The following is a 14206-nucleotide window of genomic DNA, read 5'->3' as shown; positions in this document are numbered from 1 at the left end:
GGGGTGGCTCTACCGTGGCCTCACGCCGGTAACGCCGCTCAACGCTGAGCGGCTGCCTATTGGAAGATTGCCGGTAGTGCATATCCGCCATCGGCGCGGTTTGTGAGGCACTCCCCATCCCAGTCCGCCTGCTTCAGCCACTCAATGGCGTGGAGGAGAAAAGGGGAAATGTCGGGCGCGAGCAGGATCTTGGTGTCTTCATCCCTGCCAAAAACGATCATCTGCCCAACGCTACCGCTATGGTCTGGATCAAAATCCAGACCCATGTGATTCCCGCCGGCGTCACGGCTCAATGCAATCCAGTGCGGGTTGGTATACATGGGCTTGACGGCCCCCGGCGGTCGGGACGCCATGTTCCACGCAAATTCCTTGTTGAGCTCGTCCTCCTCAATACTCCGCCATCCATCCCAGGTAGATCGAATGCCTTGAGTGGACAACATCTGCATGCCGAACAGGACGCCAAACGCTGTTTGTCCATCATGGATTCTCAGCATGGCCTTGAGCAGCTCCGGAAGAGCCACTCCCAAATGGTGTTCGAGATCGATAAGCGCCTTCTCGCTGGCACCCGGTTGGAGTCCCATCTCGGCAAGGCAATCCTTCCGCGCGAGGATCGCCTTGATTTCGTTCCATGTTTCAGCCGCCTGATGCATGCGCACTGCCTTTCTCACGTTGGATCATTCCGTAGCCAACGCTAGATCCTTGTGGCTCCGCAGGAAATACAACAAATACGAATATGGCGCGACATTTTCGCGTCAGTGCATTCCACAGTCGCTCCAATGCCGGGTTCTGGGCGTCTGCCCGATGCCCGGGTTGAACGTATTGCTCGGATCCAGTTGCTGGTAGAACGCCGCCAGGGCCGGCTTGGCCGGGTACAGATGGCCCACGTTGTGTTCGGCCGGATACTCCGCGCCACGCGCGTCCAACAGCGCCCACATCGCGTGCTCGATGGCCAGCGGATCCTCGCCCTTGCGCACGATGTAGTCCTGATGGAACACATGGCACAGGAAATGCCCGTAATACAGCTTGCCGGCCAAGCGTGCGTCGAGTTCGGCCGGCAGGTGTTCCACCCACGCGCGGTCATCGCGCCGTAGTGCCACGTCCAGGGCCACGATGTCCTCGACCTCGCGCCGGTGCACCTCGCGATAACGCACGGCCGCGCCGGCCACCGCAAAGCGGTGCAGGAACGCCTTGCGCCCCTCCTCGGCCGTGCACTGGAAGAAGTCGCCCTCGCTGTCAGCGAAGTGAGTGCGCAGGAAGGTTTCGGCGGCGGCGGCATCCACCGCTGACACCTTGAGCAGCAGGTGGTGCTCGTAGCGGTCACGGAACTGGCCCATGCGCGCGGGCAGATGGCCCGGCAGGCAGCGCATCGCCCCCTGGATCACGCGGTCGGTGACCCCGCGCAGGCCAAGGCTTTCGAACCATCCATCGACGCGGCTTTTCAGCGCGAACGCCGCCGGCACCCTGGCCGTGCCGAAGCGATCGATGAGCAGGAAGGTGTCCTTGCCGTACCGTTCGCCGATGTCGTACGCCTCGCGGTGCAGGTACTCGCCCGAGATCGGCAGGCGCTCGAACGCGGTCAGCAGATGGCGGCGGATCGCGGTCAGATCCTCCATCGCATTGCTGCCGATGTAGAACACCTCGCCGGGCTCGCGCGCAAACGTATCCAGCCGCACCGCGAACACCGCCAGCTTGCCGGCCGAGCCGGAGGCTTCGTAGTGGCGCGAGGGATCGGCGTTGTAGCGGGCCGGCGTGGCTGCATCGACCTGGCGCACCTGCTCGGCATAGCGCGGGTCGGAGGCGGCGCGGTCGTTGCCATTGTCCACGTCGGCGGGCGCGTAGTCGCCGCCCTGCAGCCGCTCCAGGATCTGCTCGGCGGTATCGCCCAGCGCGATGCCGAGATGATTGACCAGCTGCAGCTTGCCGTTGGCATCGACCTGGGCGAACAACGCCAGTTCGGTATAGGCCGGGCCGCGTCGCACCAGCGAGCCGCCGGAGTTGTTGCAGACCCCGCCCAGCACCGAGGCACCGATGCACGACGAGCCGATCACCGAGTGCGGTTCGCGGCCCAGCGGCGCCAGCTCCTTTTCCAGCCGGTCCAGCGTCGCCCCGGGCAGGCAGACCACCTGGCGGCCCTCGTTGATCAGCTGCACACCGGTCAGGCGCAGCGTGTTGAGGATGACCACCGGGCGGTCATAGTCAGCACCATCCGGCGTGGAACCGCCGGTGAGGCCGGTGTTGGCCGCCTGCATGATCACGATCGCGTTGGCCGCCACGATGGCCTGCAGGGCGCGCCACTGTTCCAGCAGCGTGCCCGGGCGGACCACCGCCAGCACCGGGCCATCGCCGAAACGGTAGCCCTTGCGGAAGCGCCGGGTCGGCTTGTCGCCGCACAGCACGTGTGCGTCCCCGACGATCGCGCGCAGCTGCGCCAGCAGCGCTGCCGTGCCCTGGGATGCCGCGTTCATGGTGCGGCCGCGAGGCGACGCGTGGCGTCCACCAGCGAATCGCGGCTGATGTCGGCGATGGTCCTGGCGCCGGTGAGCGTCATCGCCACGCGCATTTCCTTGGCCATCAGGTCCAGCAGATTGGCCACGCCGGCCTCGCCCTGCGCGGCGAGCGCATAGACGAAGGCACGGCCGAGCAGCACGCTGTCGGCGCCGAGCGCGATCATGCGCACCACGTCCAGGCCGTTGCGGATGCCCGAATCGGCCAGGATCTTCAGCTCACCCTTGACTGCATCGGCGATCGCCGGCAACGCCCGCGCGGTGGACAGCACACCGTCCAGCTGGCGACCGCCGTGGTTGGAGACCACGATGCCGTCGGCCCCGAAGCGAACGGCGTCACGTGCATCGTCCGGATCAAGAATGCCCTTGATCACCATCGGTCCGCTCCAGAACTCGCGGATCCACTCCAGGTCTTTCCAGGAAATGGACGGATCGAAGTTGTTGCCCAGCCAGCCGATGTAATCGGCCAGGCCGGTCGGGCTGCCCCGATAGGTGGAGATGTTGCCCAGATCGTGCGGGCGGCCGAACAGGCCCACGTCCCATGCCCAGCGCGGGTGCGTCACCGCCTGCAGCATGCGCCGCGCCGGCGCGTTCGGGCCACTCATGCCCGAGTGCGCATCGCGGTAGCGCGCGCCCGGCGTGGGCATGTCCACCGTGAACACCAGCGTGGTCACGCCAGCCGCCTTGGCCCGCTCCAGCGCATTGCGCATGAAGCCGCGATCCTTGAGGACATACAGCTGGAACCACATCGGCCTATCGATGGCCGGGGCCACTTCCTCGATCGGGCAGACCGACACGGTGGACAGCGTGAACGGAATCCCCCGGCTCGCCGCCGCCCGCGCCGCCTGCACTTCACCGCGGCGCGCATACATGCCGGTCAGCCCGACCGGCGCCAGCGCCACCGGCATCGCCAGGCGCTCACCGAACAGCTCCGTTTCCAGGCTCAGATCGGACATGTTGCGCAGGATGCGCTGGCGCAGCGCGATCTCCGACAGGTCCGCGACGTTCCGCTTCAGGGTGTGCTCGGCATACGCGCCGCCATCGATGTAGTGGAACAGGAACGGCGGCAAGCGGCGTTGTGCCGCTGCGCGGTAGTCGGTGGAGGCGGAAATGATCATGGGTCAACCGTGGGAAGAAGGAAGCCGTGACGCACGTGCGCGCCGGGCCTCGTTGTCATCGAGCGTGCGCAGGGAGGTGTGCACGAATTCCAGGTGCGCGTGTGCGGCGGCACGCGCGCGTTCGGGGTCGCCGGCGAGCACGCCATCCATCATCTCGCGGTGCTGGACGGACAGCGGCTCGAAGGTGCGGGCGGAGGTATAGAGCTTCTCGCGGCTCTGCGAGATGTTGGTCTGCAGCAGCTCGAACAGGCCACGCATCACCTGCAGCAGCACCAGGTTGTGCGAGGCCTCGGCGATGGCCAGGTGGAAGGCCGCGTCGGCCTGTGCCTCGCCGGCCGGATCGTCCTTGCCATGCGCAGCCATCATGGTGTCGAAGGCCTGGCGGATCTTCGCGCGGTCTTCGTCGGTGGCGCGCAAGGCGGCGTGCCACGCAGTCGCCCCTTCCAGCGCGTGGCGGATTTCCAGCACGTCGAAGCGGTATTCCGGGTCGCCCTGGAACAGCGGCAGGTAGGGGATCAACGGCTCATCGATGGCCTGCCGGGCACGGGCCGCCGGTTCGCTCACGTAGGTGCCGCCGCCGACCCGCGCGCTCAGCAGGCCCTGGCTGGCCAGCTGCGCGATCGCCTCGCGCAGCGCCGTGCGCGAGACCCCCAGCTGCACCGCCAGCGGTCGTTCGGCCGGCAGGCGGTCACCCGGCTGCAGGTTCTGCTCTCGGATCAGGCCGCGCAGCTGCGCGGCCACCTTGTCGGACAGGCGTTCGTTCTTCATGCCGCCATTGTCGCCCGCGTGGCGGGCGATGGGGTCGATGCCGGTGGCCGGACTGCCGCGCATGGGCTCAGGGAATCATCCAGGTCAGCCAGTAGGCCTGCACCGTGGTGATGATGCCGACCATCACGGTGAAGATCAGGCTGTGCTTGACCGTGAAGCGGAACAGGTCCGATTCCTTGCCGGCCAGCCCGACCGCCGCGCAGGCAATCGCGATCGACTGCGGCGAGATCATCTTGCCGGTCACCCCGCCGGTGGTGTTGGCCGCGACCAGCAGCACCTCGGACACGCCGATCTGCTGGGCCGTGGTGGCCTGCAGCGCGGAGAACAGCGCATTGGAGGACGTATCCGAGCCGGTCAGGAACACGCCCAGCCAGCCGAGGAACGGCGAGAAGAAGGTGAAGGCCTTGCCGGTATGCGCCAGGGCCAGCGCCAGCGTGGCCGACAGGCCCGAGTAGTTGGCGATGAAGGCAAACGCCAGCACCATGCCGATGGAGTAGATCGGCACCTTGAGCTCCCGGGCGGTTTCGCCGAACGTGCGCAGCGCCGCGGCCGGGCGCATCTTCAGCAGCACGATCGCGATCACCGCGCCCAGCATGATCGCCGTGCCGGTGGCCGAGACCGCATCGAACGTGTAGACCGCCTCGTAGCCGGTCGGGACCGGCACGATCGGCGGCATTTTCAGCACCAGCTGATCCAGCGCCGGTACCGGAATCTTCAGCACCCAGTGCTCCAGCGCACCCCCGGTGGCGAACAGCGCCTTGAACGGCTTGATGCTCCAGATCGTGACCATCGCGGTCAGGATCAGGAACGGCGACCATGCCTTGACGATCTGGCCGGTGGAATAGCGCGGTGCCTCCAGTGCCTGGGCGGCAGCTTCTGCGCTGGTCTCGGTATCGAAGCGGAAGATGCGCACCGGCGTCCACTTGCGCAGGAACAGGGTCAGGCAGACCAGCGACGTCAGCGAGGCGGTGATGTCCGGCAGCTCCGGGCCGATGAAGTTGGAGGTCAGGTACTGGGCGATCGCGAACGAACCACCGGCCACCAGCACCGCTGGCCAGGTTTCCTTGATGCCGCGCCAGCCGTCCATGATCGCCATGATCCAGAACAGCACGATGACGGTGAGGAACGGCAGCTGGCGCCCGGCCATCTGCCCGATCTCGAATGCATCCAGCCCGGTCACCTGCCCGGCCACGATGATCGGAATGCCCATCGCGCCGAAGGCCACCGGCGCGGTATTGACGATCAGGCACAGGCCGGCGGCATACAGCGGCTTGAAGCCCAGCCCGACCAGCAGCGCAGCGGTGATCGCCACCGGCGCTCCGAAGCCGGCCGCCCCTTCCAGGAACGCGCCAAACGCAAAGCCGACCATCAGCATCTGCAGGCGCTGGTCTTCGGTGACCGACAGGATCGACGCCCGGATGATGTCGAACTGTCCGGTCTTGACCGAGACCTTGTACAGGAACACCGCGCCCAGAATGATCCAGGCGATCGGCCACAAGCCGTAGACGAAGCCATAACCGGCTGCTGCCAGCGCCTGCGACAGGGGCATCCGATAGAACAGCAGGGCCACCGCCAACGCGATCACCACGGTGATCGTGCCGGCCAGCCAGCCCTTCATGCGCAACACGGCCAGGGCGACAAAGAAGAAGGCGATCGGCAGCAGCGCGATCAGGCTGGACAGCCAGAGGTTGCCAGCGGGGTCATACAGTTGTTGCCAGGCCTGCATCGGCGGATCTCATCAAGACGGACAGGGGTCCGCGCGGTCAGCACCGCGCGAGCCGAGAACGTCCAACAGCGATTATTGGTAGTACCAATAACCAAAACGCCTGTTGGAACTGCCCGCATTGAAACGCCAAACGCGAGACGAGCCTATTAGACCATAGGTCTACGTCCGAATATTGGTCCTACCACTCAGCAGCCGCAGTCGTTCGAACGACCCTTGAGTTCCACCGAGTTGCCGTCCGGATCGCGCAGACGCAGCGAGAGGCCATCGCCCTCGGCACCGTAATTGCGCTCGGCCGGTCCACTGAGCTCTACCTGCAGTCCCTGCAGATGCACGCGCACCTGCTCGGCATCGAACGGTTCCACCCGCAGGCAGACATGCTCGACATTGCGCCCTTCCCGCCCGGGCGCCGCCCCGCCCTTGATTCCCAGCGGACCGTCCACGCTGATCAGATCGATCAGCGACTCACCGGCATGCAGATGCACCATGCCCAGCGACGGCCGTTCGCGGGCGACCGTGCAGCCCAGAACGTCACAGTAGAAGCGCACGGCGCGGGGCAGGTCCTGCACACGCAGCACCACATGGTCGATGCGCTGGATCTCGAAGGGACGTTCGCTGCTCATGACGACTCCAGTTTTCTGGCGATACGGCTGAATACCACCAGCACGATCAGGCACAACACACTCACCCCGACAGCGATCACATACTCGCCGATGCCAACCGCGATACCGATCGCGGCGGACATGATCAGTGAACTGGCAGTGGTAAGGCCGCTGACCTGGTCATCGCGCGAGCCCCGCAGGATCGTGCCGGCGGCAACGAAGCCGACACAGGCCACCACCGCCTCGATCAGACGCACCGGATCGACCTGCAGCAGGTCACGGTAGCGTTCCTCCTGGAAGTGTTCGGCAATGCTGTCGCCCAAGCCGACAATCAGTGCGGCTGCACCGGCGATCAGCATGTGCGTGCGCAGTCCGGCGGCGTGCTTGCCCATCTCGCGTTCGATGCCGAGCGTGGCGCCCAGCAGCATGGCCACGGCAATCCGCAGCAGGATCGATAGATCTTGTTCCAGTCCCATCTGCGTCTCTCATCCGGCAATGGACGGAGCGTCGCAGACAGGGGCGTCTGGGGACCGTGAAACCAGTGGCAGGCCCGGGTGAGCCTGCCACCACGTGTCTTACTGGGCCAGGTATCCGCCATCGATGGCGTAGTAAGTGCCGGTTGCAAAACCCGCATCCGCGCTGGCCAGCCAGGCCACCAGCGCGGCGACTTCTTCCGGCTTGCCGAGGCGTCCCAGCGCATGCTTGCTTTCCAGCGCCTGCTTCACCTTCGGGTCCATCTTGTCCAGCAACGGGGTGGCGATGAAGCCCGGGCCCACCGCATTGATGCGGATCTTGTCCGCCGCGTGTTCCCACGCCGCCGTCTGGGTCAGGCCGACCACGCCATGCTTGGCCGCGACATAGGCCGCCGAGTTGTTGAAACCGACCTGGCCCAGGATGGAGGCCATGTTGATGATGCTGCCGCCCTTGCCCGTGCTGCGCATCGCCTGGATCTGCGCCCGCTGGCACACGAATACGCTGTTGAGATTGACGTCGATGACGTTCCTCCAGCCATCCACGGGGTAATCGCCACTGGCCGCCGACGGCCCGCCGATACCCGCGTTGTTCACTGCGATGTCCAGCCCACCGAGTTCCTGCACGGTCTGCTTCACGGCTGCTTCCACCGCGTGCTCGTCGGTGACGTTCAAGGCGATGCCGATCGATTTCACGCCTTTGCTGCGCAGCGCCTCGGCGGTCTTCTCGACGGCGTCGGCCTTGAGATCCCACACCGCCACCGCCGCGCCGGAATCGGCCAGCAGTTCGGCCACGGCCAGTCCGATGCCGGAGACGCCGCCGGTGACGATGGCGACCTTTCCCTTGAGCTGATAATCAATCATCGCGTTGTTCCTCGGGTTGGAATAAGGCTGCGGGCACTGCCTGCCCATGCCTCGACCATACGCCGCGAAAACGTTACAGAACGTGCACAGCGTGCTCCGCAACAATCCTTCCCATCGCTGCAACGCACCTGCCCCTATGCTCGGGGTCGTACGCCCACATCCTTTCTTTCATCCGCCGCTGGCGGTCGCCCTCCCCCAAGGTAAGCCCATGACAGATTCCACTGACGGCCAATTGTTCTCCCCCACCCGTCTGGGGGCCATCGACGTCGCCAACCGCGTCGCGATGGCACCGCTGACCCGCAACCGCGCCATCAAGGACCGCATTCCCAATCCTCTGGCCATCCAGTACTACGAACAGCGCGCCAGCGCCGGGCTGATCATCGCCGAGGCCACCCAGATCAGTCCGTTGGGCCAGGGCTATCTGGATACGCCCGGCATCTACAGCCAGGACCAGATCGATGCCTGGAAAAAGGTCACCGACGCCGTGCACGCGCGCGGTGGCAAGATCGTGCTGCAGCTGTGGCACGTCGGCCGCATCTCGCACACCAGCCTGCTGCCCGAGGGCGAGGTACCGGTGGCGCCGAGTGCCCTGCGCGCCGATGCGAAGACCTTCACCGCCAAGGGCTTTGAAGATGTCTCCGAGCCGCGCGCCCTGCGCCTGGACGAGATTCCCGGCCTGATCCAGGATTATCGCCAGGCCGCACGCAACGCCATCACGGCCGGCTTCGACGGTGTGGAAGTGCATGCTGCCAACGGCTATCTGATCGACCAGTTCCTGCGTGATGGCAGCAACCAGCGCACCGACGAATACGGTGGCAGCATCGAAAACCGCACCCGCCTGCTGGATGAAGTGGTCAGCGCGATCGTTTCGGAAATCGGTGCAGAACGCACCGGCGTACGTCTCTCGCCGGTGACGCCAGCCAACGACGCTGCCGACTCCAACCCGCAGCCGTTGTTCGAACGCGCCGTGGAGCGTCTGGATGCCATCGGCCCGCTCGCTTTCATCCACGTGATCGAAGGCGCGACCGGCGGCCCGCGCGACAACATCGCCTTCGACTACGCCGCGCTGCGCGCCAAGTTCAAGGGCGCATGGATCGCCAACAACGGTTACGACCAGGCGCGTGCCGAAGCGGCGGTCGCCTCCGGCTATGCCGACATGGTCGCCTTCGGTCGTCCCTTCATCGCCAATCCCGATCTGGTCGAGCGCTTCCGTCTGGGCGTGGCGCTGTCCGAGCTGGACAAGGACACGCTCTATGGCGGTGGCGCGCACGGCTACACCGACTACCCGACCATCGACGGTTGAGTGTTGATCCTGGTGGGCCGGATGCACGTTCCGGCCCACCAGGGCGAGATGCGCTGCATCCTGGAAGTGCCGGCCGGTGGCCGGCACTTCCTTCAAGGGTTCAGTACACCGGCAACGAAATGAAGCTGGCCTGCTGCGGCGAATGCCAGACCTGCTGCGTTGCCTTCTGGTAATCGCCCGGCTTGGCGAGGTAGATGTTCGACACGAACGTCTGCGGGTTGCGGTCGTACAGCGGGAACAGACTCGACTGCACCTGCACCATCACCCGGTGGCCCCGCTGGAACACATGGTTCGCGGTCGGCAGACCGAATTTGTAATCCAGCACCTGGTTGCTCGTGATCGCCTTCGGGTCGCTGAAGCTTTCGCGGTACCGGCCACGGAAGATCGCCATCGAGACCGACAGCTCGTAGCCGCCCATCTCCGGCGTCGACGGGGTCTGGTCCGGATACACATCGATCAGTTTCACCACCCAGTCGCTGTCGCTGCCACTCGTGGCCGCCTGCAGATTCACCTGCGGTGCGCCACCGATCCGCAGCGGCTCGGTCAGCGGCTCGCTGACAAAGGTGAGCACGTCCGGGCGACCATCCACGAAACGCTGGTCCTTCACCAGCCAACTCGTCCACATATCGCGGTCAGCAAACCGCACCGGGCGCGGTACGAACGGCACCGGCTTGGCCGGATCGGATACATACGCCTCGAACGTGGCCTCCCCCGCCTGTGGTGCTTCAAAGGACAGCCTGCCGCCCGCGCGCAGGTACAGCGGCCGGGACTGCGCCGCGCTGCGCGGCCACTGCTGCAGCTTGTCCCAGTGGTTCTCCCCGGTGTTGTAGATCAACACCGGCGGTGTCTGCGCCTTGGGCGCGCCATCGACCAGGTACTGATCGAAGAACGGCTTGAGTACATCGCGGCGGAACTGCAGCGCGGTGTCGCCCTCGAACTTCAATGCGCCCAGGCTGCTGCCGTCATAGTTGACCTGGCTGTGCCGCCACGGCCCCATCACCAGATAGTTCAGCATGTTGCCGGTGTCACGCGGCTCCATCGCCGCATAGCTGTGCACCGCGCCCCACATGTCTTCCTGGTCCCACAGGCCCTGCAGCCACATCGTGGGGACCTTCAGTTCGGTTCTGGCCATGCGCGCGTCCAGCGCCTGTTCCTGCCAGAACGTATCGTAGCTGGGGTGTTCGATCAGCTTGTGCCACCACGGCAACTGGTCCAGCCCGTTGGCCCTGGCGTAATCACCGGCCGAGCCGGCACGCAGGAAGGTGGTGTAATCGTCATAGCCCACGCTGGGAATCGCCGGGCCCTTGCCGCGCTTGGCCAGCTGCCCGGTGAAGTAGCCGAAATTGACCTGCCGGAACGCGCCGTAGTTGAGCCAGTCGTCCCCCATCCAACCATCGATCATCGGGCTCTGCGGCGCGGCCACCTTCAACGCCGGGTGCGGGTTGGTCAGTGCCATCACCACGGTGAAGCCCTCGTAGGACGAGCCCAGCATGCCGACCTTGCCGTTGCTTTCTGGCACATGCTTGACCAGCCAATCAATGGTGTCCCAGGCATCGGTGGCGTGGTCGACCTTGGTGTTGTTGAGCGGCCCGCGCAGCGGCCGGGTCATCACGTAATCGCCCCCGGAGCCGTACTTGCCGCGGATGTCCTGGAACACGCGGATGTAGCCGCCATCCACGAACACTTCATCGCCCTGCGGCAGGATGTCACGCATGTTCGGCGAATCCATGCGCTTGGCACGATTGGCCGCATCGTAGGGCGTGCGGGTCAGCAGGATCGGCGCATTCCTGGCGCCCCTGGGTACCACGATCACCGTGTAGAGCTTCGTGCCATCACGCATCGGCACCATCACCACGCGCTTGTCGTAGTTGTCCTGCGCCGTGGGGGTCACGAAGCCCTTGGCCGGAATGTCCGGGGTCATCGGCGAGGTCTGCGCCGACACACTGGCGGCGACCATCAGACTCAACAGCGCAACTGGCAATACACGCACACGCATGGGCTCTCTCCCGGCAGTGAAGGCAACGTCCGGAGCCTAGCGCTGCCCGGCCCGCACCGGTAGATGCCGATCGGCCTGGCGCAGGGCCTTCATCCCCATTCAGCCGCCAACCACCGTTTCGTGCAAAGCCTGCCAGCGCAGCATGCCGTCGGTGCCGCCAACAAGAATGGCCAAGGACTCGCGCCGATTGCCGGTGCCCTGTGCGTCGCTCTGGTCTTCCCGATAGCGCACCGCGCATGCACCCGTGCCCAGCGGCAGGTACGTCATTGCATCGATGGTGATGCGCAATCCCGGCCGGCTGCCATGCGCGGCAGCGAAGAAGCCGGCCAGCGTGGGTTTGTCCAGGCGGACACCACGGATGCCGACCATGCTGAAGTCCTCGCTGAAACGGGCCAGCAGGGTATCGAGCGCCGCCACCGGCGAGCGGCCGGTGAACCAGTCTTCGATCAGCACATGCAGGTCGTGGATCTCATTGAAGGCAAGGGTGTCATTCATGAGGAAGTTCTCAAGGAAAGGGCGGACGCCGGCAGGCGCCACAAGGGAAGGAGCGGCAGCAGGCTCATGCCCGCCGCCAGCACCAGGGTGAGTGCAAAGGCGTGGTCCGGCGTCACCGAAGAGAGCACCGCCAGCACACAGGCCAGCACCGCGGCGGCCAGGCAGAAGCTGAGTTGGCGGTTGAGATTCCACAGCGCGCTGCCCGGCAGCAGCTCCGCATCGGCCAGCCTCTGGAAGGCGAGCGTCTGGGCGCTGCTGCTGCACAGGCTGCCACCCAGGCCCATCAGCGCGAAGGCCAGCACGGGAAGCCAGGGCTGATGGGCCTGCACGGCGATCAGCAGCACGATACCGACGGCCTGGCATCCCATCCCGGCACTCAGCAGTGGGCGCGCCCCGATGCGCGGCAGCCAGTGCCGTGCCGTGGCGATCGCACAGGCCGAGGCAATCGCCCACGGCAGCATGAAGCCACCGATGGCGGCGGCGCCGTAGCCTTGCCCATGCAGCAGCAACGTCGCCACCAGCTGGGTGCCGATGAAGGTCCCGGGCACCAGCAGGTAGACCGTCATCGCCAGCCGCAGCGACGCATGCCGCAGCAACGACCACTGCAGGACCGGATGATCCGTCCGGCGCGCACTGCGGGCATACAGCGCCAGCACCAGGGTGGCGACCACCAACAGGCCCGCGCCCAGCATCCGTTGCCCCGGCGCTGCGAGCAGTCCCAGCGCGACCAGCAACGCGCTCAGCCCCACGGAGCCCAGCAGCAGCCCACGCCGGTCCAGTGCCGGCACGGCCACCGGTGCACCCGGGCGCACCCACGCGGCCGTCAGCGCGAAGGCCAGCACGGCCAGCGGCACACTGACCAGCAGCACGCCCCGCCACGAGCCCCACTCCACCAGCAGGCCGCCCAGCGTCGGTGACAGCGCCGGCACCAGCAGTGCGACCGCCATGATGCGGGCGGTCAGTCGCGCACGATCGGCCGGCGGGCATTCGCGGTAGGCCATCGCCTGCCCCACCGGAATCAACAGCCCACCGCCCAGCCCCTGCAGCAGGCGCCACGCGATCAGCCACCCGATGCTCGGCGCGGTGCCTGCCAGCACGGCGCCCACGGTAAACAGGGCCAGCGAGAGACACAGCACCCGGCGCTCGCCCAAGCGCGCCGCCAACCAGCTGCCCAGCGGAATGACCAAGGTCAGGCCCAGCATGTAGCCATTGCCGATCCACGCCAGCTGCGGCACGGAGGCCTGCAGGTCTGCGGCGATGGCCGGATAGGCCACGGTGCCGATGAACATGTTCACCAGATCCAGCGAAAATCCCAGCAGGTACAGCGTTTCCACTCTGGCCCGGTATGTCATGGCGCGCTCCGATTTCGAGGCGGCAGCATGCGCGTCGGTAGCGGCTGGATATACGGGCAGGCGGATGCAAGACTGTCAAACCATTTTTGACAGTCAGAGCGCCCCCATGGTCAGCCTGGACCGCTTCGAGACCTTCAAGGCGATTGTCGATGCCGGCAGTCTGACCGCTGCCGCACAGCGCCTCGGCCAGAGCCGCGCCGTGGTGAGCTTCAACCTCAAGCGGCTGGAACAGGAACTCGGCGTGACCCTGCTGGTGCGCAATACCCGCAGCCTGGCCCTGACCGAGGCCGGCGAGCGCTTTTACCAGCACTGCACGGCGCTGTTGGCCACTGCCGAGCTCGCCATCGAGGAAGCACGCAGCGAACAGCTGCAACTGCGCGGCACGCTGCGCCTGACCACCACGCCGGAATATGCGATCGCCCGGGTCGTACCGGTGCTGGAATCATTCCGCGCCCTGCATCCCGAGCTGCGCCTGCACCTGTCCACCTCACCGGCGCCGGCGGACCTGATTCCCGAGCGGTTCGATCTGGCCATCCGCTTGGGGCGCCTGCAGGATTCGCAGCTGCGCGCGACCCTGCTGGACGAACACGCACTGTGCGCGGTCGCCTCACCGTCGTTGTTGGCCACGCTGCCCGATGAGGCCGCGCGCGATGATCCGGACTGGGTCCGCACGCTGCCAAGGCTGGGCTATCCGCGCCTGGCGGATCTCCCACTGGTGGCGCCCGATGGCAGCGACCAGCTGTTTGCCTGCAACCCCGCCCATGCGGTGGTCACGGTTGATAACGCCTCCACCCTGCGGGCGTTCGCGCTGGCCGGGGCCGGCGCGACCGTGTTGCCGCACTGGTTGATCGATGACGATCTGGCGCAGGGCCGGCTGCTGCCGATCCTGCGCCGTCATCGCTTCCCGCGCCAGGGGGTGTATGCGGTGTTTCCCAACACCGCCCAGCCCTCGCGCCGGGTCCGGCTGCTGCTGGCGCACCTGCGCGAGCACCTGCCGGGGTGACCGGAGGC

13 protein-coding genes are annotated in these 14206 nt (G+C 66.2%); 2 read left to right on the top strand and 11 right to left on the bottom strand.

Translation table 11 applies throughout. The features are described from left to right. Positions 1-56 precede the first annotated feature (56 nt). The 8 genes from PV764_RS13810 to PV764_RS13775 all read right to left on the bottom strand — a co-directional run bounded on the left by PV764_RS13810 (position 57) and on the right by PV764_RS13775 (position 8049). Positions 57-668 (bottom strand): SMI1/KNR4 family protein, encoded by a 612-nt coding sequence (locus PV764_RS13810; RefSeq protein WP_284129189.1) that lies wholly within the window; start codon positions 666-668, stop codon positions 57-59. An 84-nt stretch (positions 669-752) separates the two neighbouring features. Then, positions 753-2465 (bottom strand): D-lactate dehydrogenase, encoded by a 1713-nt coding sequence (gene dld, locus PV764_RS13805; protein WP_284129188.1) that lies wholly within the window; start codon positions 2463-2465, stop codon positions 753-755. Beyond that, complete coding sequence (lldD, locus tag PV764_RS13800) at positions 2462-3622, bottom strand: FMN-dependent L-lactate dehydrogenase LldD (RefSeq protein ID WP_019185082.1); 1161 nt, start codon at positions 3620-3622, stop codon at positions 2462-2464. The genes dld and lldD overlap by 4 nt, the downstream gene beginning before the upstream one ends. A gap of 3 nt (positions 3623-3625) precedes the next feature. After that, on the bottom strand, positions 3626-4390 hold the full coding sequence (gene lldR / locus PV764_RS13795) for a transcriptional regulator LldR (RefSeq protein WP_046272586.1): 765 nt from the start codon (positions 4388-4390) through the stop codon (positions 3626-3628). Positions 4391-4457: 67 nt separating this feature from the next. Continuing rightward, the gene (gene lldP, locus PV764_RS13790; protein WP_421116877.1) at positions 4458-6116 is read right to left on the bottom strand and encodes an L-lactate permease; all 1659 of its coding nucleotides are present in this window, start codon (positions 6114-6116) and stop codon (positions 4458-4460) included. A 185-nt stretch (positions 6117-6301) separates the two neighbouring features. Next, positions 6302-6736: a VOC family protein gene (locus tag PV764_RS13785; RefSeq protein ID WP_019185079.1), complete on the bottom strand. Its 435-nt coding sequence runs from the start codon at positions 6734-6736 to the stop codon at positions 6302-6304. Continuing rightward, positions 6733-7191, bottom strand: coding sequence for an MgtC/SapB family protein (locus PV764_RS13780; RefSeq protein WP_019185078.1), 459 nt, complete (start codon positions 7189-7191; stop codon positions 6733-6735). Before PV764_RS13780 ends, PV764_RS13785 begins: the two co-directional genes overlap by 4 nt. 99 nt (positions 7192-7290) lie before the next feature. Beyond that, positions 7291-8049 carry an SDR family NAD(P)-dependent oxidoreductase gene (locus PV764_RS13775; protein ID WP_070470785.1) on the bottom strand — a complete coding sequence of 253 codons (759 nt, stop codon included), beginning with the start codon at positions 8047-8049 and terminating at the stop codon, positions 7291-7293. A gap of 208 nt (positions 8050-8257) precedes the next feature. Here PV764_RS13775 and PV764_RS13770 point away from each other — a divergent pair, with 208 nt between their 5' ends. Continuing rightward, a complete protein-coding gene (locus PV764_RS13770) occupies positions 8258-9352 on the top strand; it encodes an alkene reductase (RefSeq protein ID WP_266084432.1) in 1095 nt (364 codons plus the stop codon). Positions 9353-9452: 100 nt separating this feature from the next. Here the strand turns inward: PV764_RS13770 and PV764_RS13765 are convergent, their stop codons facing one another. The 3 genes from PV764_RS13765 to PV764_RS13755 form a co-directional block, all read right to left on the bottom strand. Next, entirely contained in the window at positions 9453-11348 is a 1896-nt protein-coding gene (locus PV764_RS13765) for a CocE/NonD family hydrolase (protein WP_421116876.1), read from the bottom strand. A gap of 99 nt (positions 11349-11447) precedes the next feature. Next, the gene (locus PV764_RS13760) at positions 11448-11843 is read right to left on the bottom strand and encodes a hypothetical protein (RefSeq protein ID WP_421116875.1); all 396 of its coding nucleotides are present in this window, start codon (positions 11841-11843) and stop codon (positions 11448-11450) included. Next, a complete protein-coding gene (locus tag PV764_RS13755) occupies positions 11840-13195 on the bottom strand; it encodes an MFS transporter (RefSeq protein WP_421116874.1) in 1356 nt (451 codons plus the stop codon). Before PV764_RS13755 ends, PV764_RS13760 begins: the two co-directional genes overlap by 4 nt. 106 nt (positions 13196-13301) lie before the next feature. Between PV764_RS13755 and PV764_RS13750 the strand changes: the two genes are divergently transcribed. Beyond that, positions 13302-14198, top strand: coding sequence for a LysR family transcriptional regulator (locus PV764_RS13750; protein ID WP_046272568.1), 897 nt, complete (start codon positions 13302-13304; stop codon positions 14196-14198). The last annotated feature ends 8 nt before the right edge of the window (positions 14199-14206 follow it).

It is taken from the genome of Stenotrophomonas sp. AS1, from assembly GCF_048957655.1.
GTDB classification, from domain to species: Bacteria; Pseudomonadota; Gammaproteobacteria; order Xanthomonadales; family Xanthomonadaceae; genus Stenotrophomonas; species Stenotrophomonas bentonitica_A.
The sequence above is the reverse complement of the archived record's forward strand: the minus strand, read 5'-3'. Positions and strand labels throughout refer to the sequence as shown.